16 protein-coding genes are annotated in these 21,184 nt (G+C 66.8%); 10 read left to right on the top strand and 6 right to left on the bottom strand.

Going from position 1 to position 21,184, the window contains the following annotated elements; all coding sequences use genetic code 11:
- Positions 1 to 80: 80 nt before the first annotated feature.
- Together ACIPUB_RS13685 and ACIPUB_RS13680 are read right to left on the bottom strand one after the other, a co-directional pair.
- A complete protein-coding gene (locus ACIPUB_RS13685; protein ID WP_407607876.1) occupies positions 81 to 2,762 on the bottom strand; it encodes an Ig-like domain-containing protein in 2,682 nt (893 codons plus the stop codon).
- A gap of 788 nt (positions 2,763 to 3,550) precedes the next feature.
- Positions 3,551 to 6,208, bottom strand: a complete 2,658-nt coding sequence (locus ACIPUB_RS13680) for a DNA topoisomerase (ATP-hydrolyzing) subunit A (protein WP_407607875.1) — start codon at positions 6,206 to 6,208, stop codon at positions 3,551 to 3,553.
- A gap of 125 nt (positions 6,209 to 6,333) precedes the next feature.
- Between ACIPUB_RS13680 and ACIPUB_RS13675 the strand changes: the two genes are divergently transcribed.
- From ACIPUB_RS13675 to ACIPUB_RS13665, 3 genes are all read left to right on the top strand, one after another.
- The gene (locus ACIPUB_RS13675; protein ID WP_407607874.1) at positions 6,334 to 9,036 is read left to right on the top strand and encodes a GNAT family N-acetyltransferase; all 2,703 of its coding nucleotides are present in this window, start codon (positions 6,334 to 6,336) and stop codon (positions 9,034 to 9,036) included.
- 71 nt (positions 9,037 to 9,107) lie between these two features.
- Positions 9,108 to 9,785 (top strand): DUF5998 family protein, encoded by a 678-nt coding sequence (locus ACIPUB_RS13670; RefSeq protein WP_407607873.1) that lies wholly within the window; start codon positions 9,108 to 9,110, stop codon positions 9,783 to 9,785.
- A 24-nt stretch (positions 9,786 to 9,809) separates the two neighbouring features.
- Entirely contained in the window at positions 9,810 to 10,994 is a 1,185-nt protein-coding gene (locus tag ACIPUB_RS13665) for an alkaline phosphatase family protein (RefSeq protein ID WP_407607872.1), read from the top strand.
- A gap of 84 nt (positions 10,995 to 11,078) precedes the next feature.
- Here the strand turns inward: ACIPUB_RS13665 and sepH are convergent, their stop codons facing one another.
- Positions 11,079 to 12,173, bottom strand: coding sequence for a septation protein SepH (gene sepH, locus ACIPUB_RS13660; RefSeq protein ID WP_407607871.1), 1,095 nt, complete (start codon positions 12,171 to 12,173; stop codon positions 11,079 to 11,081).
- Between the two features lie 331 nt (positions 12,174 to 12,504).
- On the opposite strand from sepH, the gene ACIPUB_RS13655 reads away from it, so the two are divergent.
- Positions 12,505 to 12,813, top strand: coding sequence for a DUF4193 domain-containing protein (locus ACIPUB_RS13655; protein WP_264270648.1), 309 nt, complete (start codon positions 12,505 to 12,507; stop codon positions 12,811 to 12,813).
- A 92-nt stretch (positions 12,814 to 12,905) separates the two neighbouring features.
- On the opposite strand, the gene ACIPUB_RS13650 is transcribed toward ACIPUB_RS13655, so the two are convergent.
- Complete coding sequence (locus ACIPUB_RS13650) at positions 12,906 to 13,457, bottom strand: DUF3093 domain-containing protein (RefSeq protein ID WP_407607870.1); 552 nt, start codon at positions 13,455 to 13,457, stop codon at positions 12,906 to 12,908.
- Positions 13,458 to 13,591: 134 nt separating this feature from the next.
- On the opposite strand from ACIPUB_RS13650, the gene dut reads away from it, so the two are divergent.
- The 4 genes from dut to ACIPUB_RS13630 are packed head-to-tail and all read left to right on the top strand — an operon-like array spanning position 13,592 to position 16,086.
- Positions 13,592 to 14,062 carry a dUTP diphosphatase gene (gene dut / locus ACIPUB_RS13645; protein ID WP_264270650.1) on the top strand — a complete coding sequence of 157 codons (471 nt, stop codon included), beginning with the start codon at positions 13,592 to 13,594 and terminating at the stop codon, positions 14,060 to 14,062.
- 48 nt (positions 14,063 to 14,110) lie between these two features.
- Complete coding sequence (locus ACIPUB_RS13640; protein WP_407607869.1) at positions 14,111 to 14,893, top strand: DUF3710 domain-containing protein; 783 nt, start codon at positions 14,111 to 14,113, stop codon at positions 14,891 to 14,893.
- Positions 14,894 to 14,915: 22 nt separating this feature from the next.
- Entirely contained in the window at positions 14,916 to 15,305 is a 390-nt protein-coding gene (locus ACIPUB_RS13635; protein ID WP_407607868.1) for a hypothetical protein, read from the top strand.
- A gap of 55 nt (positions 15,306 to 15,360) precedes the next feature.
- On the top strand, positions 15,361 to 16,086 hold the full coding sequence (locus ACIPUB_RS13630; RefSeq protein WP_407607867.1) for a DUF3159 domain-containing protein: 726 nt from the start codon (positions 15,361 to 15,363) through the stop codon (positions 16,084 to 16,086).
- Between the two features lie 85 nt (positions 16,087 to 16,171).
- On the opposite strand, the gene ACIPUB_RS13625 is transcribed toward ACIPUB_RS13630, so the two are convergent.
- Complete coding sequence (locus ACIPUB_RS13625) at positions 16,172 to 16,840, bottom strand: TrkA family potassium uptake protein (protein ID WP_302266193.1); 669 nt, start codon at positions 16,838 to 16,840, stop codon at positions 16,172 to 16,174.
- The gene (locus tag ACIPUB_RS13620; protein ID WP_407607866.1) at positions 16,840 to 17,523 is read right to left on the bottom strand and encodes a potassium channel family protein; all 684 of its coding nucleotides are present in this window, start codon (positions 17,521 to 17,523) and stop codon (positions 16,840 to 16,842) included. Before ACIPUB_RS13620 ends, ACIPUB_RS13625 begins: the two co-directional genes overlap by 1 nt.
- 159 nt (positions 17,524 to 17,682) lie before the next feature.
- On the opposite strand from ACIPUB_RS13620, the gene ACIPUB_RS13615 reads away from it, so the two are divergent.
- Positions 17,683 to 19,731, top strand: coding sequence for an APC family permease (locus ACIPUB_RS13615; protein ID WP_407607865.1), 2,049 nt, complete (start codon positions 17,683 to 17,685; stop codon positions 19,729 to 19,731).
- The gene (locus ACIPUB_RS13610) at positions 19,728 to 21,080 is read left to right on the top strand and encodes a class I SAM-dependent RNA methyltransferase (RefSeq protein ID WP_407607864.1); all 1,353 of its coding nucleotides are present in this window, start codon (positions 19,728 to 19,730) and stop codon (positions 21,078 to 21,080) included. The genes ACIPUB_RS13615 and ACIPUB_RS13610 overlap by 4 nt, the downstream gene beginning before the upstream one ends.
- The last annotated feature ends 104 nt before the right edge of the window (positions 21,081 to 21,184 follow it).

The raw sequence follows: 21,184 nt of genomic DNA, 5'->3' as shown, positions 1-21,184 counted from the left end.
GGATGCGGAAAACGTGCCGGAGGCCAGGTTGCGCGATGCGCAGCCTGGCCTCCGGCACGTGCTAGGACTTCATGGTGTCGTTAGCGGGCTCCCGTCGTAAAGGACCATGTGGTGGCCGCGAGCGAGTTGCCGCGGGCATCCTTGATGCCGTTGGAGAGCCGAACCGTGTAGCGGCTTCCCGCAGCCAGGCTGGCCTTGGGATTCAGCGTGACGGTGCGGGTCGTGGCGTTGTAGCTGACCACTGCCCCGATCGTTGCGCCGGCCCGGTTTGTCAACTTCACCGTGGTGGTGTTGATGCCGGAGACAGGCTCGCTGTACTTCGCCGTGACATTGGTGGCACGAGCCACGCTGGTGGCGTTGACTGCCGGGCTGCGCCCGATGACCTTCGGTGCCGGATCGGTGGTGAACGCCCACGTCGTGGCCGTCAGCGGGTTGCCGCGGACATCTTTGATGCCGCTGGAAAGCCGCACCGTGTACCGGGTTCCCAAGGCCAGGCTGGCCGTCGGATTCAGCGTGGCGGTGCGCGTGGTGGCGTTGTAGCTCACTGCAGCCGCCACCTTGGCGCCGGTGGGGGAGGTCAGCCACAGGTTGGTGGTGTTGACCCCGGAGACCGCCTCGCTGAACTTCACGGTGACATTGGTGGTGCGTGCCACGTTGGTGGCATTGGCCGCCGGTGTCCGTCCGGTGATGGTCGGCAGCGGATCGGTGGTGAAGGACCAAGTGGTGGCCGTCAGCGGGTTGCTGCGGGCGTCCTTGATGCCGTTGGAGAGCCGAACCGTGTAACGGGTGCCCGCGGCCAGTGTGGCCGAGGGGTTCAACGTGGCCGTGCGCGTGGTGGCGTTGTAGGTCACCGCTGCCGCGACGTTGGTTCCCGCCGGGTTCGTCAGCCGCACCGTGGTGGTGTTGATGCCGGTGACGGCTTCGCTGAACTTCACCGCCACATTGGTGGTGCGTGCCACGTTGGTGGCATTGGCCGCCGGCGTCCGACCCGTGACGGTCGGCAGCGGATCGGTGGTGAAGGACCATGTGGTGGCCGGCAGTGCGTGGCCGCGGGGATCGATGATGCCGGCGCCCAGCGAGACCGTGTAACGGGTTCCGGCGGCCAGGGTGGCCGTCGGGTTCAGCGTCGCCAAGCGCGTTGCCGCGTCAAAGGTGACAGCTGCCGACACCGCGGCACCGGTCGAGGTGGTCAACCGCATGTTGGTGGCATTGACCCCGGTCATGACCTCGCTGAACCTTACGTCCACGTTGCCGGTGCGTGCCACGTTGGTGGCATTCACCGCCGGTGTCCGGCCGGTGATCACCGGTGCCGCATCCGTGGTGAAGGTCCACGCGGTGGCCGGAAGCAGACTGCCGCTCGCATCGTGGATGGCGTTGGACAGGGACACCTTATAAGTGGTGCCCAGGGCCAGGTTGGCCGTCGGATCGAGGGTCGCCGTGCGGGTCGCTGCGTCATAGGAAACGGTGGCCGGGACTGCGGTCCCTGCGGCCGTTGCCAGTGTCACGGTGGTTGCATCGATCCCGAGAACGTCTTCGCTGAATGTCGCCGAGACATTGTTCCCGAGGGGGATGTCCACAGCGTTGGCAACGGGCGTCCGCGCCGTGACGGCCGGTGCCACATCGGTGGTGAACGACCACGAAACCGGTGCCAGGGCGTTGGCGCTCGCATCCTGGATGCCGGCGGTCAGCGACATCGTGTAGACGGTGTTGTTGGCCAGGCTTGCCGACGGATCGACGGTAACGGTGCGGGTTGCCGCGTCATAGCTGATGGTCGAAGCGACCACAGTGCCGTCCGCATGCGTCAGGCGCACATTGTTCGGGTTGAATCCGGCGACGGACTCGCTGAACGACGCGGTGATGTTCGCCGCCACGGGAATGCCGGTCGCAGCGGCGGCCGGGGCCTGCGCGGTCATCAAGGGAGCCGTCACGTCGTTGGGATTGAGCGGCGGCTCCGTTCCATCGCTGGAAATCTTCCCTTGGAGACCAAACAGATTCGTGGACAGGTTCACTCCTCCGCCGGTGACCGAGAATGCGTTGGTGCCAAAGGGGCTGCCGGTCACGGTGTGCTCCGCGTCGGGGTTCCCAAGGTAGCCGTCCGGCGCTGCCGGGGCCTCTGCTGGATCCCACTTCAGGAATGGGCCGATATTGCTCCTGAGCGGCGTGGTGAAGTTTTCCACGGCAGGGGAAATGTCTTCAACGAGTTTGCCGTCCCCGGCCGCATCGGTATCGAGGGTCAGGCTGCCGTAGGGATGGGTGAACGTCAACGTCGTGTTGACCGGTCCGCCCTTGACCACCACGCGTTGGCGGCCGAAAACGACCTGGTCTCCGGCCTGGACGGCGTTGGCGAAGGCGGCCTCGAGTCCGAGGACCAAAACGGCGCTTCCCCCGCCGGGGAATTCCAGTTCGCTGGACGCCAGCATGTAGAAGGCTTCCTCCGGGAAATTGTCGGGGAAGGTAATCGGTGCCTCTGCGTTCGGGACGTCACCGGGAAGGAATCCGCACAGGGCATTCAAGGCGTCAAGACATAGTTCAAGGCGGGTGCCTGCACTGTCCTGGTAGAAACTGGGAAAACCGGTATCCGTGTTGACGGGACCCACGGCCACGATTCCGCCGGGGTTCTTGACGATGACCTGGGTTGCCGCCTGGGCAGGGGTATGCATGCCCAGTGCCAGGAGCCCGATCGTCGCGATCGCAATTTTTCTTTGCAGGTTTCTTGGGACCGCAGTGTGCCGCCCCGTGCTCCTGAGTTGGTTGGATTTCATGTTGACTCCTCAGCCGATCCGAAAGGTATGGCAACTGTGCGTGTAACACCCTCGGGAAACCTTGGGCACGCCATGCGACAAATAAGCGTGTCAAGCGTGGTTTTCGCGAACGCCATGGAATGGGGCACCGGAAGGCCGTAAACGCTGCTTTCCATTCGTCCAACGCCCAGACGATGGTGCCGGCCACCTCGGTGGAGACCTCGAAGATCCGGCTTGTTGGGACCCGGCGGAGCATTCGCCCGGGATATACCGTGTCGGGAATTCGCAACGGTTCCGTGTACACGGCCCGACAAGAGGGGGAACGGGGAGAGATCGACCGGGATGACGAAGATGACAGGGGGCGCAAGCGGCAGTGGCCTTTCTTGGTCACAGGCCAGGGCCGTCGAAGAACAATCTCTCCGCTGGTGCCATGTCGCCCGATCATGGGAACCCGCCGGGGATCGCACGCGAGGTTTCCGGCTTGGGGGAAACCGTGACGCTCGCGTGCGCCGCACCGTCGGTGCCATTCCGTGCCCGGGATTCGCAGGGTGGGAGTTCCTCGAATCGCAGGCCGGACGGTTTTCCTGAAGGCCGTGGGTATAGGCCCCGCGGGCCTCGAATCTGCTCGATGCCCCATGTCAACCGTGATGGAATCCTTGCAGCCAAACCCTATGAAAAGGTATTGGTCTCGTGCCCGGCCGGCGTCGCGGGGTTGCCGGACATGGAAAAGGGGAGGTCATGGATCGTCGCCACGGTGTGTGAACGGTCCACGACCTCCCCCCGTCGCTGTTGTGCGCGGGGCCCGGAGCCTATTCCTCCAGCAACGAGTCCTGGATGACAACCCGGCGGGAGGACTCGACCTCGACCACCCCGGAATCGGCAAAGGGCTTGCTGTCCTCGGTGGGTGCGGCCAGCGGCGCGCGCGTGGAGCTGCCGGGAAGCGGCAATTCTCCGTTTGGCGAGAGTGCGGCCTCCGCCGGGGACGCTTCGGTCGCCGGGGTGCCGCCGAGCAGGTCGACGCCCTGCGCCAGAGGGACACCGGAGCCGTCGCGCTTGGCGTACTCGGTGGGCAGTGCACGCACCACGCCGGCTGCGGACGACGCCCGGGCAGGACCTGCCCCGGCATACGCAAGCTCCAGATGGTCCTCGCCCTTCAGGAAGCGGTGCGCCCGCACCCCGCCGGTTGCCCTGCCCTTGGCCGGGTACTCGGCGAAGTCCGTGACCTTCACCGAATGCGAGGCGGTGCCGGGCAGGGTGTTGGATCCGGTGGCAATCGAGACGAAGACGGGTGCCTGCGCGGCTGCCTCGACGACGCCGAAGAAGATCACGCTGTCATCGGAAGCCAGCTTGATGCCGGCCATGCCGCCGGCGGTGCGGCCCTGGGGGCGCACGGCGGAGGCGGCAAAGCGCAGCAGCTGGGCGCCGCGGGTGGCGAAGACCAGGTCCGCGCTGTCGGGTCCCACGGCGGCGCCCACCACGGTGTCGCCATCCTTGAGCGTGATGGCTTCCCATTCGTCACGGTTCAACGGGTAGTCGGGGCTCAGCCGCTTGACCACGCCGTTCGCGGTGCCAAGTGCCACCACCGCATCCAGCGGCACCAGCGCGACCATCTTCTCGCCCTTGGCCAGCTGGGCGAATTCGGCCACCTTCACCCCTCCGGTCAGCTGCGGGAAGCCGTGGGCCGGGGGCAGCAGCGGCAGGTCCACGACCTGCAGGCGCAGCATCCGCCCGGTGGAGGTGATCCCGCCGATTTCGCCGCGGGCGCTGGTCGCCACCACGGAGGCGAGCACATCGTGCTTCACCCGCGCACCGGCACCGTCCAACGGGTCAGCCGATCCGGTGCGGGCCACCTGCCCGGTGGCCGAAAGCAACACCCGGCACGGATCGTCGGCGATCTCCAGGCTCATCGGCGCCGCCTTGCCGGTGCCCACCGCCGCGGGCATCGAGGTGCCCTTCAGCGGGGATCCCGACTCGGACTCCAGCAGCACCGTGCGGCGCGGGGTGGCGAACTTCTCGGCCATGTCGGCCAGCTCGCCGGAGACCAGCTCGCGCAGCAATTCATCGGAGTCCAGGATCGCCCGCAACTCATCGATGGCGGCGCGCAGCTCCTCGGCCTCCTTCTCCAGTTCAATCCGCGAGAACTTGGTCAACTGGCGCAGCCGCAGTTCCAGGATGTGGTTGGCCTGCAACTCGGACAGGTCGTAGATCGTCATCAAGCGCTCGCGCGCCTGGGCCGTCTCGTCCGAGGACCGGATAATGGCGATGACCTCGTCGATGTCGACGATCGCAATGAGCAGTCCCTCGACCAGGTGCAACCGGTCAAGTTTCTTCGCCAGCCGGTGCTCGGTGCGCCGGCGAACCACCAGCAGGCGGTGCTCAACGTAGACGGTGAGCAGCTCCAGCAGCCCCATGGTGCGCGGCTGGCCCTCGACCAGGGCGACGTTGTTGATGCCGAAGGAATCCTCCATCGGCGTGAACTTGTACAGCTGGGACAACACCGCGTTGGGGTTGAAGCCGTTCTTCAGCTCGATGACCAGGCGCAGGCCGTGGTTGCGGTCGGTGAGGTCGACCACGTCGGCGATGCCGGTGAGCTTCTTGGAATTGACCGCGTCCTTGATCTTCTCGATGACCTTTTCCGGACCGACCATGTAGGGCAGCTCGGTGACCACCAGGCCCTGCCGGCGGGCGGTGATCTGCTCCAGCTCGACCTTGGCCCGGGTCTTGAAGGTTCCGCGGCCGGCCCGGTAGGCGTCGCGGATGCCGTCGAGTCCCACGATCTTGCCGCCGGTGGGCATGTCGGGGCCCGGGATGAACTTCGTGATGGCCGCTAGGTCGGCGTCCGGGTGGGCGATCAGGTGCCGGGCGGCGGCGATGACCTCGCCGAGGTTGTGCGGTGCCATGTTGGTGGCCATGCCCACGGCGATGCCGGTGGTGCCGTTGACCAGGAGGTTCGGGAAGGCCGCGGGCAAGACCGAGGGCTGCATGAACTGGTTGTCGTAGTTCGGGACGAAGTCCACGACGTCCTCGTCCAGGTTCGCCGTCATCGCCACCGCCGAGGCGCCCAGCCGGGCCTCGGTGTAGCGCGGGGCCGCGGGACCGTCATCCAGCGAGCCGAAGTTTCCGTGTCCGTCGATCAGCGGCAGGCGCAGCGCGAAGCCTTGGCTCATGCGCACCATCGCGTCGTAGATCGCGGTGTCGCCGTGCGGGTGCAGCTTGCCCATGACCTCGCCGACCACGCGGGCGCTCTTGACATGTCCCTTCTCCGGGCGCAGGCCCATCTCGGACATCATGAACAAGATGCGTCGCTGCACCGGCTTGAGTCCGTCGCGGGCATCGGGCAGGGCGCGGGAGTAGATCACCGAGTAGGCGTACTCCAGGAAGGATCCCTCCATTTCCTTGGTCACATCGATGTCTACGATGTGCTCCACGAAGTCCGCGGGCAGTGGTTCGGGCTTTTTGCGCGCCATATTTGGTGTGAATCCTCGATTCGGTACTGATGCCTGTCCTTGGGCAAGGGCAGGTTTCATCTCTAGCTGCGGTTCCGGCGCGTCGATTCAAGTGCTCTTCGGACGCCGACCGCTAGGCTAAGCCTATGGTGGATGGTCGTAAACCCGGTGAATATCCGTCCCATTGGGAAGCAGACGTTGTCCTGCGCAACGGATCCACGGCACATCTACGCCCGATTCAACCAAGCGACGCCGACAATTTGCAAAAAATGCACCGCGGGCAATCCGAGGCCTCGGTCTACATGCGCTATTTTACGTACAAATCCTCGCTCACCGCCAAAGAGCTCAAGCGCTTCACCGAGGTCGACCACGTCAACAGGGTGGCCTTCGTCGTGATCCGGGGCGAAGACATCATCGGTGTGGGGCGTTATGATCGGCTTGATGACCCCACCGACGCGGAGGTGGCCTTCAACATTTCCGATGCCTACCAGGGCATGGGCGTGGGATCCATCCTGTTGGAGCATTTGGCCGCCGCCGCACGCGAAAACGACATTGAGAGCTTCTCCGCGGAGGTCCTTCCCGAAAACCGGAAGATGCTCACGGTCTTCGCCGAGGCCGGCTATGCGGTCAAGCGGCACTTCGACGAGGGCGTGGTGATGCTCGAGTTCCCCATCGACCCCACGGAAAAGTCCCGCGCCGTGATGGAATCGCGCGAACACCGCGCCGAGGCCAAGTCGCTGGCCGGGCTGCTGGCCCCCGGATCCATCGCGGTCATCGGAGCCAGCCGCGAATGGGGCACGGTCGGGCACACGCTGCTGCACAACATCATCGAGGGCGGGTTCACCGGTGCCGTCTACGGCGTGAACCCGCAGGCCTTCGAGCTCGGCGGCATGCGCAGCTACGCCACGCTGGCCGAGATCCCGGGTCCCGTCGACCTGGCCGTCATTGCCGTCCCGCAGGACCAGATCCACCAGGTCATCACGCAGTGCGCCCACGCCGGGGTCAAGGGGCTGCTGATCGCCACGGGAGGCTTCGAAGCGGACGGCGAGGCGGGACTGGCCCGCCAGCACGAACTGGTCCGGCTGGCGCGGGCCAACGGGATGCGCGTGATCGGCCCTGCATCCCTGGGCCTGGTGAACACCGCCCCCGCGACCTCCATGAACGCCTCCCTCGCCCCCGGCATGCCCCAGCAGGGAACCTTGGGGCTTTTCAGCCAATCCGCCGCCATCGGGGTGCTGCTCTATGCGGCCTCCGTGCGCCGCGGCGTCGGGGTGTCCTCCATTGTTTCGGCGGGCAACCGGGCGGATGTCTCGGGCAACGACGCCATGCAGTTCTGGGAAGACGATCCCGCCACCCGCGCGGTGGGCCTGTACCTCGAGTCTTTCGGCAACCCGCGCAAGTTCTCCCGCATCGCCCGCCGGCTCTCGCACTCCAAGCCCGTGATCGTGGCCAAGTCCGATGTCATGGGACTGCGGCTGCCGCCGGGCCACGCGGTGCGAACCACCCAGGCGCCCACGGCGGCGGTGGACGCGATGCTGCGCCAATCCGGGGTGATCCGGGTGCGCACCAACGAGGAATTGATGGAAATCGCGCAGGTGGTGGCTGCCCAGCCGCTGCCGGCCGGTCCAGGGATCGCGGTGTTGTCCAACTCCGCGGCGTTGGCCTCCGTGGTCGCCGACGCCGCCGAGCAGAACCACCTCGATGTGGTTGCCTCGGATGCGGGGGTGCACCTGGGGGATGGTCAGTCCCGGGCGCTGCCGCGGCTTGCCGCGGCCCTGGCCACGGCGCTGGAAAACCCCGAAGTGCATTGCGGGATCGTCACCTTGCTGCCGGAGCCGGGGCTTTCCAACCAGGCGCTGGCCCGGTGCATCCGCGAGGCGGCAGCTGAGGCGGGCAAGCCCGTGGTGGCGGTGTTCACCGGCCTCATGGATCCCGTGGCCACTGTCGACGGGCTGCTGGATGCCGGGACCCACCCGGATGGCGGCAACTACGGACTGCCCTGCTATTCCAGCCCCGGGGTCGCCGTCAACGCCCTGGCGGCGGTCGTCCACTATGCGCGCTGGGTCGCCCGGGAACAGGGAGAGGTCATCGAGCCGCCGGGCATCGACGTGCCTGCCGCCGCCCAATTCATAGAGCAGGCCCTGGACACCGTGGAGGGCGTGGACCTGCTGCACCTGTCAAAGGGCCAGGCGGCCGAACTTTTGGGCCACTACGGGATCGGGGTGCTTGAATCCTCGGGCTTCGAAACCGCCGACGAGGCGGTTGCCGCTGCCGGACGGCTGGGCTGGCCGGTTGCGCTCAAGGCCCGCGACGAGCACCTGCGCCACAGGCTGGACCTCGGCGGGGTCAGGCTGAATATCACCGACGAGGCCTCGCTGCGCTCCAATATCGGGCACATGCGCGAGATCCTGGCGACGTATGCGGCGAAGGACCTCGAGGTCCAATCCATGGCCCCGGCAGGGCAGGGCTGCGTGGTCAGGGCCGTCGAGGACCCGTTGCTGGGCCCGGTGGTGTCCTTCGGCCTGGCTGGCGACGCGGTGAACCTGCTCGACGACTGGGCGCACGGCACCCCGCCGCTGACAAACACCGACCTTTCGGACCTGGTGGCTGCCCCGCGGGCCTCCGCCCGACTGCGCGGCTACCAGGGACTTCCCGCAGTGGACCTGGGTGCACTGGAAGACCTGTTGAACCGCGTGGCCACCCTGAAGGACAACCACCCGGAGGTGTCCCTGCTGGAAATCAACCCGGTCATGGCCACCGCCAACGGCACGACGGTGCTGGCGGTCGAGATTTGGCTGGGCAACCCGGAGCAGCGCACCGATTCCGCACGCCGGGCCATGAGCCGCTGAGCCGGCATCGCGGCAGCGGCGTACACCACACCCAGACCTCCCGGTTCGTCCCCTTGGGTAGACTGGTAGGCATGACCCCCCTTTCTTCGGCCACGGGCCCCGACCTGCAAGCTGACCTCGACCGTGCCGGGTTCTACCCGAAAATGGTTGCCGACATCATCGATGAGGCGCTCGATGGGCGGGAAACCGGCGCGCACCTGGTGCACCTGGAGACCCACTTCGACCAGCACGAGGTCCACCGGCACATCACCGTTTTGGTGCTGGCCGAGGACGTGCTGCTGGTAGCCCACGTCGATGACCAGCAGCTGGACGAGAAGGGCAAGGAAGTCATGGCCCAGGTCTCCACCGAGCTGGTCCAGCTCTCCAAGGTCACCACCGTGGCCACCAGCTACGTCTACCACCAGCCGCAGAACTACAGCACCGGCGACATGGTCAAGGAATTGACCCTCGGCATCGCCTGGGCCGGTGCCCAGCGGATCGACCTGGCCCCGGCCGGCTGCGCCGACCCCGCCTGCGACACCGACCACGGCTACACCGGCACCTCCCAGCAGGAGGACCTCGTGCTACGCGTAAGCGCCGAGGCCGACGGCGTCAATGCCGTGACCGCCGCCCGCGGCTTCGCAAAGTCAATGCGCCGTGCCTCGGCCCCTCGCGGCGCCGATGCGTCCCGCCCCGGGGCTGCGGCACCCGCCGCCGAGGTGCGCGGACGCGTCGGATCGCGCTTCGGCCGAAACACCCACCAGGGCTAAGGCCACAAGGGAGAACACCGCCTCGTGGCAACCAGCACCCGCAGAACCCCTGCCGCCGCCTTGCCGGCGGCCCCTCCGTATGGAAGCAAGACCATCGCCGAGTTGCTGCCCAGCGCGGCGGCGGCACTGGGAGTCGAGGGCTTCGAGAACGCCCTGGGGCTTCCGAGGGCCAACCGCATCTGTGTGGTGATGGTCGACGGCTTGGGCAAGGCCCTGCTCAAGGCCCGCGGGGGACATGCCCCGTTCCTGCGCAAGCTCATGGAAACCTCCCAGACCCTGCACGCTTCCTTCCCCTCCACCACCGCCGCCTCGCTCACCTCCATGGGCACCGGCCTGCCGCCGGGGCAGCACGGGGTCGTGGGCTACGACGCTGTTGACCCCGAACGCCGCCGCGTCGTAAACCAGCTGGGCGGCTGGCCCAAGGACCTGGACCCGCTGTCCTGGCAGCCTCACCGGACGGTGTTCGAACAGGTAGCGGCGGCCGGCGTGCACACCGCCACGGTGTCCCTATCCCAATTCAAGGATTCGGCCCTGACCAAGGCGGCACTGCGCGGCCCCGAATTCACCGCGGCGGAGTCCCCGTACGCACGGGTGCGCGCCACCTGCGAGATCCTCGCGGCCAATCCCCGCTCCCTGGTGTACTGCTACTTTAACGAGCTGGACAAGGCCGGGCACCGGCACGGCAAGGACTCGGCACAATGGGGAGTCGCACTGGAGGACCTGGACTCGGTCATGCGCACCCTGGCCGCAAGGGTCCCGGCCGGCACGCTGCTGCTGCTGACGGCCGACCACGGCATGGTCGACGTAGACGAGAAATGGCGGATCGACTACTCCGAGTTCCCTGAGCTGGTGGACGGGGTCGAACTGACCTCCGGCGAGCCGCGAGGGGCGCAATTGCATTTCCACGCCCAGACCCCGCCGGCCCAGAGGGAGGCGGTGGCCGAGGCATGGCGGGAACGCTTTGGGTCCAAGGCCTGGGTGCTCGGCCGCGACGAGGCCATCGACCTAGGCCTGTTCGGGCCGGTGGATGACCGGGTGCGCGAACGCATCGGGGACCTGCTCATCCTGTCCGCGGAGGACATCGCTTTCCTCGACGGCCGGAGGGTCAAGCCCGCCGCATTCACGATGATCGGGCAGCACGGCTCGCTGACCCGCGCCGAGTGCGAGGTTCCGCTGCTGACCCTGAAGCGCCCGGCGGCCGGGAAATAGCACCCAAAAGCAAAGGCCCGGTTTTTGGCATCAAATCCTTGCCAATAACCGGGCCTTTCCCGTGGGTGCAGCGCCTACGTGGGTTCAGTCGTTGTTGTTGCGCCGGCCGAAGACGATCTCGTCCCAGCTGGGCACCGAGGAGCGCTTGGCCTTTTTCTTGCCACCGGCGTCATCGTCGTGGGCACCGGCTTCCGAACCCTCTGCCGATTCCCCGTTGTCAGGGGTTTCCGGGCGGAGGTTCGGCACCAGGGAAATGGTCGTGGTTCTTGAGCTGACGCCGTCATAGAGTCGGGGCAGTCCGTCGTCCTGCGGCGCGGGGCCGGCCAGACGCGGGTCGTCCTCCGGGTGCGGGGAGCGTGAAAGCATGGCGGCCAGTGCGTCGTCGCCTTCTTCGTCGAGTCCCAGGCGCTGCCCGCGGCGGGCGCTGAGCGCGTCAAGGAGCTGTTCCGAGTCGGCCACGGCTGCCTCGAAGTCGACGTCGTCCCCGTCGGCCTCGACGTCGAAGGGGTCGTCGGCGACGGCCGTCAGTCGGCGGGCACCCACCGGCGCGTCGAGCGGTTCAAGTTCGCTCAGGACCTGGGCCCAGCGATTGGCGTTCTGCAGCGATTTGCGGTTCGGGTGGAACGACCAGCGTGCGACGGATTCCTCGGAACCGGCGTCCAAGGCGATGCTCGCGTCGGATTCGGGCAAATCGAAGGTTGCCACGACCTCCCAGGAACCATCTGCCTCGCGCCAGGCATCCCAGGCCAGGGATTCGGTGTCTATGCCCATCGAGTGGATGCGATAGGCGACCATTTCGCCGAGGTTGGCCGGTTCCTCGCCGAAGATGCTGCGGTAGCCGTCATGGGTCTGCGGGGCGGAAACCTCCACATTGCGCGCCTGGGAGGCAATGTATTCGCGTTCGGCCAGCACCGGGCCCTCGTAGCGCATGATGCGCTCCAGGGACATGCCGGAAACGGCCGCCACGTCCTCTGCCGTGGCGCCGGAACGGATCCGGGCCTGTATGTCGCGGGGTGACAACGGCGCGGCTTGCGCCTCCGTACGATCGGCCCGGGCTGCTCGAGTCAATGCACTTCGCAGCGCTTCATCGACGGGCAGCACAAAGCTGTTCCCGTCGTCGCTGCTCAGGTGCAGGCTCTCACCGTTCTCGTGGATTCCCACCAGTCGGAGTTGACGCATGACTATCCTCCACAAACCGTCGTGTTGTGACTAAAACTTTGCCACCTGCGGGGGCAAATACCTAAGAGGTGCCTTGGTGTGGCGCGGACCGGCTTCATGATTATTCCCACCAAGCCCGAAAAAGAGCGTAAAAACGGGTAAAAAATCCCGTCTTTGGACCCGAAGGTGCAATGATGAACAGTCGGTTCCCGACCGGGCACAAAAAAGCATGATTCTGCGTTGAATCATAAGCGCATCAATTTGCGTGGATTCACCCGCGGGACCGGAACCGGTCCCGGGACGACCCAAGACGAACAACAGCTTGAACCAAGCGGAGTGTGAAGCAGCAACTATGGCAACCGACTACGATGCACCTCGGAAGCATGCCGAAGACGATGAGAAGCCCGAGGCCCTGCCCGAGCTGAAGGCCCAGCGCAGCACGAACACCAACGCCTCGAATCTCATCGATGAAGACGAGGCGGCCCTGGCCGACAGCTACGAGCTGCCCGGTGCCGACCTGTCCGGCGAAGAACTCGCGGTCATGGTGATGCCGGCGCAGGCGGACGAGTTCACCTGTGCGTCCTGTTTCCTGGTGCGGCACCGTTCGCAGATCGCCCTGCAGAAGGACGGCCTGCTCTACTGCACCGACTGCGAGGGCTAGCCACAACACAACACAACGCCCGCCACACCTCAATCCCCGCACAAGCGGGAGGAGGGGATGGCGGGCGTTTTTGTGCCTCGGTGGATTGGCGCCTAGGCGGTGCCGGATTCCTCGGCGGCATCGGGGGAGTTGCCATCCTGCGCCTCGGGGTTCTCCACCGGCTCGCGGTACTGCACCATGACGCCGCCCAGGGCGGCGGTGAGTTCCTCGGGACGGCGGGTCGAAGCCAGCCAGTACGGGGTGGAGTCGCGCTCGTCGGTGATCTGGATGCGCACTACCGGGTCGATCCAGCCGCGGATGCACATGAAGGCGATGCCGTTCAGGCCCGGACCGCGCTGGTGGTAGGCCGCCGCGCCGCGGTAGCCGGTGACGTCGCCAACGAATTCACGTTCGATGGTGGCACGTCCCACGGTCAGCGTTTCGTCGCGGACCTCGATCTTCGGGGTGCTCATGACCAGGGCGAAGGAGATCAGGCCCAGGGCGACGATGCCGGCCACGACTCCCCAGCCCAGGCCCACCGGGATGAATGCGATGGCGGCGGTGGCGCCCAGGCCCAGCGTCACGACCCAGATCCACCACGCGGGCCACAGCTTTTCGCTGAAGTGGACGGGGGCAGGTTGCATCGGTGAAGGGTTCTCGGCCATACCCTCAAGCATAGGCGGTTGGGAGTCCGTACCCGGCCAGCGCCGGCGCGCGCGAGGGACTAGAGTTAATGGGAAACAGCAGTGGCCGTGCCGCGGCCAGAACCCAATCTTGAACCCCTTGGAGTGGAAAATAGATGTCCGAATCGAGAGTCGATATCGCCCTGAAAATGCTTGATCCGGACCTTCCGGCACCAAGCTATGCGCACGAGGGCGATGCGGGAGCAGATCTGTGTGCCCGCGAGGACGTGACGCTGGAGCCGGGACAACGGGCGCTGGTTCCCACCGGCGTCTCCCTGGCGCTGCCTCTGGGCTACGTCGGGTTGATCCACCCGCGTTCCGGCCTGGCCACCAAGCACGGCCTGACCGTGGTCAATGCGCCGGGGACCGTGGATGCCGGGTACCGTGGTGAGTTGAAGGTCACGTTGTTGAACACGGATGCAACCACCCCGATCGTGCTCAAGCGCGGGGACCGCATCGCCCAGCTGGTGATCCAGAAGGTCGAGCGGGCCCACTTCATCCAGGTCCAGGATCTTGACGACTCCTCGCGCGGCGCCGGCGGCTTTGGCTCCACCGGTGGTTTCGAAACCGCAAACAGCAGCCACTAGGGCCGGCCAGCGAAATCTCACGGTCGATACAGCAAGAGAGCAACTTCCATGATTTTCAAGCGTAAGAAGAAGGCCGTCGCCGAGGCGCAGCCCGAACAGACCATCGCCGGACTCAATGCCGCGGCAGCCAACGGGACCGGGGAGCCGGCGGGGGAAAAGCCTGCCGAGGCTCCAGAGGCGGAAGCCGCGGCCCAGGACGCGCCGGCGGCAACCTCGGAACGCGCGGGGGGGCCCTTTGACGGTGATGACATCGAGGACCGCGAGGGCTTCCTGGACCTGGGAGCCCTGCTGATCAAGCCGGTCCCCGGCCTGCAGCTTCGCCTCGAGGTCGAGGAATCCACGCAGCGCGTCATCGCCGTGGCCCTGGAGATCGGTGGTTCGCGCATGCAGCTGCAGGTCTTCGCCGCACCCAAGACCGATGAGCTGTGGCCCGGCATCTCCACCCAGATCGCCACCGGCATCGCCGACCAGGGCGGGGAAACGGAAATGGTTCCCGGCCGCTTCGGCAACGAATTGCTGGCTCGGGTTCCGCAGACAGCCCCCGACGGGCGCCAGGGCCACGTGGCGCTGCGCTTCCTGGGCATCGACGGTCCGCGCTGGTTCCTCCGCGCGGTGATCGGCGGTTCGGCGCTGACGGATGCGGCCGAATCCAAGATCATGGAGGACACCCTGGCACAAGTAGTGGTGGTGCGCGGCGACACGCCGATGCCGCCGACCGAGTTGCTGTCGCTGACGGTGCCCTCCGGTGCACTGGCCCGTCCGGATGGGGCCGGCGAGGCCCCCGGCACCGAGCGTCCCGAACGTGGCCCGGAAATCACCCAGATCGGCTGATTCGTTGCCCAAGGACAAAGCGGTGAAGGCCAACCGGTCGCAGCGACCGGAAGTCGCGGCCGTCCGTGAGCCGGGAGAACAGGGACCCACGGGCGTCCAGCCCCTGGCGTCCCTGGCCGAGCTTCCGGTACGCGGGCGCATCGCGCACCGCGGCTACGTCGAATCCATCACGATCCTTCCCCTGGCGCAGGCCCCGGCCTTCTCCGCGACGGTCGTTGACCACCCGGCACCGCCCGGTGGCCGCCGAAGCGCGGTGCCGCACCTGCGGCTGGTCTTTGTGGGCCAGCGCCGGGTGCCGGGACTCGTGGCAGGCTCCCGGATCAAATACGAAGGCATGGTCGCACCGCTTGATTCGGTGCCCACGGTCTTCAACCCCCGCTACGAGATCCTGCCCGAGCGCACTTCCCGCTAGCAGTGCGCACCGCCCCCCATTCACCCTCGAGTCTTCCCAAGGACAACGGACCGCCATGAGCGAGCACAACGAACAGCAGCCCCAGCCCGAGGACGACGCGCCCGGTGCCGAGGACATGGCCCGGCGAATCGGCGCCAATTCCGGCATCGAACGCCGTGAGGACGGGCAGATCGACGTGCTCAAGACCATTGGCGGGGTGCGCGGACTCGTCGAGTCGCTGCTGCCGGGCCTGGTTTTCCTGGTCATCTTCACCCTGTGGCAGCAGCTGAACACCGCGCTGATTGCCTCGGTGACCGTGGCCCTGGTGTTCACCGTGGTGCGCCTGGTGCGCCGCGGCTCCCTCACCCAGGCCCTGACCGGCCTGGCGGGCGTGGCCATCTGCGCCATCTTCTCCAGGGTCACCGGGGAGGCCAAGGACTACTACGTCCCCGGCTTCTACACGAACCTCGCCTACGGGGCGGCGTTGGTTATTTCGATCATGGTCCGCTGGCCCCTGATGGGCGTGATCTTCGGATTCATCCGCTCGGAACAAACGCATTGGCGGGAAAACAAGCTGCGCGCCAGGCAATACGCCTGGGCGACCTGGATCGTGGTGGCGGTATTTGCCGCGCGTTTGGTCGTCCAGTTTCCGCTGTACCTGGCCGACAACGTCCCGGCCCTGGGCGCGGCGCGCCTGGCCATGGGCGTGCCCCTCTATGCTGCGGCGCTGTGGGTTGCCTGGATGATCTCGCGGCCGCAGAAGGCGCCGGCCGGCGAACCGACAACGGGCACAATCGCCTAGCAGGCGCCCGGCAACGCGATACGCATGCAGTCCAGTGCACCCGGCGTCCATGCTGGGACGGCGCTTGGCGGGGTTCGCGCCGAGGCTATTGCTCGCCGGTGGTGCGCAGCACGGTGCGCAACTCGTCCTCAGCCACGATCGTGGTCACGAAGAACAACTCGTCCCCGCCCTCGATGACATCATCCTGGCTGGGCGCCAGAGGGATGTCATCGCGCAGGATCGCCACCACCGTGGCCTCGTTGGGCCACGCCACCGAGCCCAGGGTGCGGCCGATCAGCGCAGAATCGTGCGGGACGGTGAACTCCACCATCGAAACCACGCCCGATTGCAGGGTCATCAGGCGCACCAGGTCGCCGATCTCCACCGCCTCCTCGACCAGGGCCGTCATCAGCCGCGGGGTGCTCACCGCGACGTCAACACCCCACGCATCATCGAACATCCAGTCGTTCTTCGGGTTGTTCACCCGGCCCACGGTGCGTCCGACGCCGAATTCGCTCTTGGCCAGCAGCGATACGACCAGGTTCACCTTGTCATCACCGGTGGCCGAGACAACCACGTCGACTTCCTCGAGCTTGGCTTCCTTGAGCACCGAGAGTTCGCAGGCGTCACCGAAGAGCCAGCGGGCGCCCTGCACCCCGGCCCGCGAAACCACCTCGGGCTTCTCGTCGATGAGCAGCACCTCGTGTCCGTGGCTGATCAATTCCTTGGCAATGGAGCTGCCCACGGACCCTGCTCCGGCAATCATGACCTTCATTACGTGTTTTGCTCCGTGATTGGTTTGGGGGCGACCGAGAGGACCTTCTCGATGTCCTTTTCGGCGTTGACGGGCATCATCGCGTGCACGATGTCGCCCTGCTGCAGCCGCATGCCGGGAACCGGCAGCACGCCCTCGCCAAAGCGCGAGAGGTAGGCGATGCGGATCGGGGCGGCGGCCTCGAGCTCCTCGAGCCCGTAGCCGTACCAGCCCTCGTGGATGTTCACCTCGCCGAGGATCAACCGGCCGGAGGCCTCGCGGAAGTCGCCGTGAAGCGAATGCTCGGGCAGGATCCGGCGCAAGACCTGGTCCGAGCTCCAGCGCACCGCGGCCACCGTGGGGATGCCCAGGCGCTGGTAGATCTCCGCCCGTCCCGGGTCGTAGATGCGGGCCACCACGTGCGGGACGTGATAGGTCTCGCGGGCCACCCGGGTGGCCAGGATGTTGGAGTTGTCGCCGCTGGAGACCGCGGCAAAGGCGTAGGCCTCCGCGATCTTCGCCCGTTCCAGGGTTTCGCGGTCGAATCCGACGCCGGAGACCTTGAGCCCGGAGAAGCTGCGGCGCAGGCGGCGGAATGCGCGGTCGTCCTGGTCGATGATCGCCACCGAGTGCCCGGCGTCGTCGAGCGTGTGGGCCAGGGTCACGCCCACCCGTCCGCAACCCATGATGACGAAGTGCGCCATGATCCATCCTTCTTGTTCCCGCCGAGGTGCCTGCGGTCCTCCGTGGCACGGTTCATTCACCAGTGTTTCACGGTTCGGGCCCCCGATGCGGGATTCTTCACGTCGCCCGCGACGGTGTGGTGTATGACAGGCCGGGGCAAAGGGGGCTAGCTTTGGATCGTGCTTTCATTCCTCGACGCGTTGAAACGGATCCTGGTGGGGCGCCCCTTCAGGACCGAGCGCCTGAAGGAGGCCCCGCTGCGCAAGCGCCTTGCGCTGCCCATCTTTTCGGCCTCCGCTCTCTCCTCCATTGCCTATGCGCCTGACGAGGTGATCCTCACCCTCGCGCTGGCCGGGCTGGGCGCCATGGCGTTCTCGCCCTCGGTGGGCCTTGCCGTCATGGTCGTGATGCTTGTCATCATCGCCTCCTACCGCCAGTCGGTGAAGGCCTATCCCTCGGGCGGCGGCGACTACGAGATCGCCTCGGTGAACCTGGGGCCGCGGGCCGGGACCACGGTGGCAGCTGCCCTGCTGGTCGACTTCGTGCTCACCGTGGCGGTGTCCATTTCCTCCGCCTCGCACTACGTCATCGCCGCATTCCCGGCGTTGGACGGAAGCCAGGCCTGGTTCGCCACCGCCGGGGTCGTGGTGCTGACGGTGCTGAACCTGCGCGGGCGGGGCCGGTCCAAGATCGGCACCGCTGCACCCGTCTACCTGTTCATCGGCGTGGTCCTCGTGATGCTCGCAGCCGGCGGGATCCTTGCCGCCACCGGCACGCTGGGGACCGCCCCGAGCGCCGGCTTCGAGGTAGTTCCCGACCCCGACTATCCGCACGGGCTCACCGGCCTGGCCGGGATGCTGCTGGTGCTGCGCGCGTTCTCCACCGGATCCGCCGCGCTCACCGGGGTCGAGGTCCCGATCTCCAACGTCCACAAGCTTGCGGCCCCCAAGGCCCGCAATTCGGCTGCTGTGTTGCTGCTGCTGGGCCTATTCGCCGGTGCACTGACCCTGGGGACCATGTATCTGGCGCGGGCAGTGCAGGTCCACGTGGTGGAGGATCCCGCCACCGGCCTGCGCCTGGACGGCGGTCCGATCCCTGCCGACTACATCCAGCATCCGGTCCTCGGCCAGGTGGCGGAGGCCATCTTCGGCGGCGCGTCCATCGGCTTCTACCTGGTCCTGGCGGTGACGGTTGCGGTGCTGCTGATAGCCGCGCACACGGCCTTCAATTCCTTCCCCAACCTGGCCTCGCACCTGGCCACCGACGGCTACCTGCCGCGCCAGCTGCGCACCCGCGGGGACAGGCTCGGCTTCTCCAACGGCATCCTGGCCCTGGCCATCGCCGCCATCGCGTTGATCTGGGTGTTCGACGCCCACGTTCCGACCTTGATCCAGCTCTACGTGGTGGGCGTCTTCGTGTCCTTCACGCTGAGCCAGCTCGGCATGATCCGGCACTGGGGCCGCGAACTGGCCCAGACCCCGGACAAGCGCGTGCGCGCCCGCATCCACCGCTCCAGGCTGCTGAACCTCGCGGGCTTCGCGCTCACCGCCGCTGTGCTTGTCATCGTGCTGGGCACCCGGCTGGTTCACGGTGCCTGGCTGGCGGTGCTGGGCATCGCCGTGCTGTTCGCGATGATGGATTCGCTGCACCGCCACTACGTGCAGGTGGACAGGGAACTTGCCATTGGCGAGGACGATTCTGCCACCGCCCTGCCTGCCCGCGTGCACGCACTGGTGCTGGTCTCCACGCTGCGCAAGCCGGTGCTGCGTGCGGTGGCCTTCGCCCGCGCCGCGCGTCCCTCGAAGCTCGATGCCATCGTGGTGGACGCCGACTCGGAGCGCACCGAGGCGACGCTGGCCAGGTGGGAGGCCCTCGGCATCCCGGTGCCGATCACGGTGCTTGCCTCCCCGTACCGGGAAATCGCCCCGCCGCTGATCGAGCACATCCGCTCGATCAAGCGTGATTCACCGCGCGACCTGATTGTCGTCTACATCCCCGAATACGTGGTGGGCCGCTGGTGGGAGCAACTGGTGCACAACCAGACCGCCATGCGCATCAAGAACCGCCTGCATTACGAGCCCGGGGTCGTGGTGGCCTCGGTGCCGTGGCGCCTGGCCTCCTCCGACGCCTCCATGTACCTGGGCCCCACCGAGGAAGCCTCGGCAGGCGCCAAGCCCAAGCCGCATCCAGCGGCACCCCAGATCTCCAATCCGAAAGACAAGCCATGAGCACGCACGAAAACATCCTGAAGGTGCGCCTCGACGCACCGGCCCACGGCGGCCACACCGTCGCCCGCCACGAGGGCCGGGTGATCTTCGTGCGCCACGGCATTCCCGGCGAACTGGTTTCGGTCGCCGTGCGCGATGACGGCGAAAAGGCCCGCTTCTGGCGCGGTGACGTCGTCGAGGTCCACGAGGCCTCCGCGGACCGGGTCCCGCATTTCTGGACCCAGGCCGACTCCCTGCACGCGGCCCCGCGCGGCGTCCTGCCGGTGGGCGGCGCGGAATTCGGGCATATCGCACTGGACGCCCAGCGCGAGATCAAGGGCCAGATCTTCGTCGAGCAGATGCAGCGCCTGGGCGGCATCGATGCGGCCGAGCACGGTTTCACCGCGGTGCGCGCGCCCGAGGGCGAATCCGCCGACGGGCTGGGGTGGCGCACGCGCACGGCCTTCGCAGTGGACGCCAAGGGTCGCCTGGCCATGAGTCCCTTCCGCTCCAACGACCTGGTGCCGGTTAAGGAAATGCCGCTGGCACACCCGAAGATCAACGAGCTGGCGCTCTGGGATCTGCCTCTGGCGGGCCTCAGCCGCATCGAGGTTGCCGTCGGATCCGGCGACGATGGAGGGGTGCTGGTGCTCTTCATCGAGGACGGAACGGTAGCCGGGGCCGCGGGCCGCGCGGCCAAGCGCCTGCCCGAGGGAACCAGTGCAGCGGCACTGACCCAGGTCGGAGGATCGGCCGCCGACGGGCGCGGTGCCCTGCAGCGCTTGCGCGGGCGGACGTGGCTTTCCGAATCGGTGGCGGGACACGACTACCGCATCACCGGCGAAGGTTTCTGGCAGATCCACCGACTGGCCCCTGCCACCCTGGTGGAGCGCGTGATGAGCCAGTTGGCGCCAGGCTACGGGACGCGCATCGCGGACCTCTACGCCGGGGCAGGTCTCTTTAGCGCACCGCTGGCCAAGGCCGTGGGCGACGACGGCATGCTGCTGTCCATTGAGGGCGCCCCGGGAACCAGCAAGGATGCCCTGAAGAACCTGCGTGAATTCCCCCAGGCGATCATTTCCCAGGGGCGGGTTGAAAAGACCTTGTCCAGGGAATTGAATACGCGCAAGGCCAAGCTGGATTCTATTGTGCTTGATCCGCCGCGCACCGGTGCCGGCAAGACCGCCGTTTCCGCGATGGTGCGTTCGGGTGCCAAGAAGATCTCCTATGTTTCGTGCGATCCTGCATCATTTGCCCGTGACACTGCAGATCTCAGGGCCTCGGGGTTCCGCCTGGAAGAGGTTGATGTCATTGACCTTTATCCGCACACTCACCACATGGAAACCGTAGGACTGTTTGTCCGCCACTAGGCGATGATATGACTCCGTCCGGCCCGAAAATGTCGGGTTGGCGGGGTTTTAAGGGTGGCGGGGGATAGACTGCTTATAGCTCTGCCGCTAGTAAAACACAGGTA

This window comes from Paeniglutamicibacter sp. ORCA_105 (assembly GCF_045798545.1).
Classification (GTDB): domain Bacteria; phylum Actinomycetota; class Actinomycetes; order Actinomycetales; family Micrococcaceae; genus Paeniglutamicibacter; species Paeniglutamicibacter sulfureus.
The sequence above is the reverse complement of the archived record's forward strand: the minus strand, read 5'-3'. Positions and strand labels throughout refer to the sequence as shown.

Coding starts and splice junctions, on each gene's coding strand:
- ACIPUB_RS13685 (WP_407607876.1), bottom strand. CDS start 2,762: ATGAAATCCAACCAACTCAGGAGCACGGGGCGGCACACTGCGGTCCCA.
- ACIPUB_RS13680 (WP_407607875.1), bottom strand. CDS start 6,208: ATGGCGCGCAAAAAGCCCGAACCACTGCCCGCGGACTTCGTGGAGCAC.
- ACIPUB_RS13675 (WP_407607874.1), top strand. CDS start 6,334: ATGGTGGATGGTCGTAAACCCGGTGAATATCCGTCCCATTGGGAAGCA.
- ACIPUB_RS13670 (WP_407607873.1), top strand. CDS start 9,108: ATGACCCCCCTTTCTTCGGCCACGGGCCCCGACCTGCAAGCTGACCTC.
- sepH (WP_407607871.1), bottom strand. CDS start 12,173: ATGCGTCAACTCCGACTGGTGGGAATCCACGAGAACGGTGAGAGCCTG.
- ACIPUB_RS13655 (WP_264270648.1), top strand. CDS start 12,505: ATGGCAACCGACTACGATGCACCTCGGAAGCATGCCGAAGACGATGAG.
- ACIPUB_RS13650 (WP_407607870.1), bottom strand. CDS start 13,457: ATGGCCGAGAACCCTTCACCGATGCAACCTGCCCCCGTCCACTTCAGC.
- dut (WP_264270650.1), top strand. CDS start 13,592: ATGTCCGAATCGAGAGTCGATATCGCCCTGAAAATGCTTGATCCGGAC.
- ACIPUB_RS13640 (WP_407607869.1), top strand. CDS start 14,111: ATGATTTTCAAGCGTAAGAAGAAGGCCGTCGCCGAGGCGCAGCCCGAA.
- ACIPUB_RS13630 (WP_407607867.1), top strand. CDS start 15,361: ATGAGCGAGCACAACGAACAGCAGCCCCAGCCCGAGGACGACGCGCCC.
- ACIPUB_RS13625 (WP_302266193.1), bottom strand. CDS start 16,840: ATGAAGGTCATGATTGCCGGAGCAGGGTCCGTGGGCAGCTCCATTGCC.
- ACIPUB_RS13620 (WP_407607866.1), bottom strand. CDS start 17,523: ATGGCGCACTTCGTCATCATGGGTTGCGGACGGGTGGGCGTGACCCTG.
- ACIPUB_RS13610 (WP_407607864.1), top strand. CDS start 19,728: ATGAGCACGCACGAAAACATCCTGAAGGTGCGCCTCGACGCACCGGCC.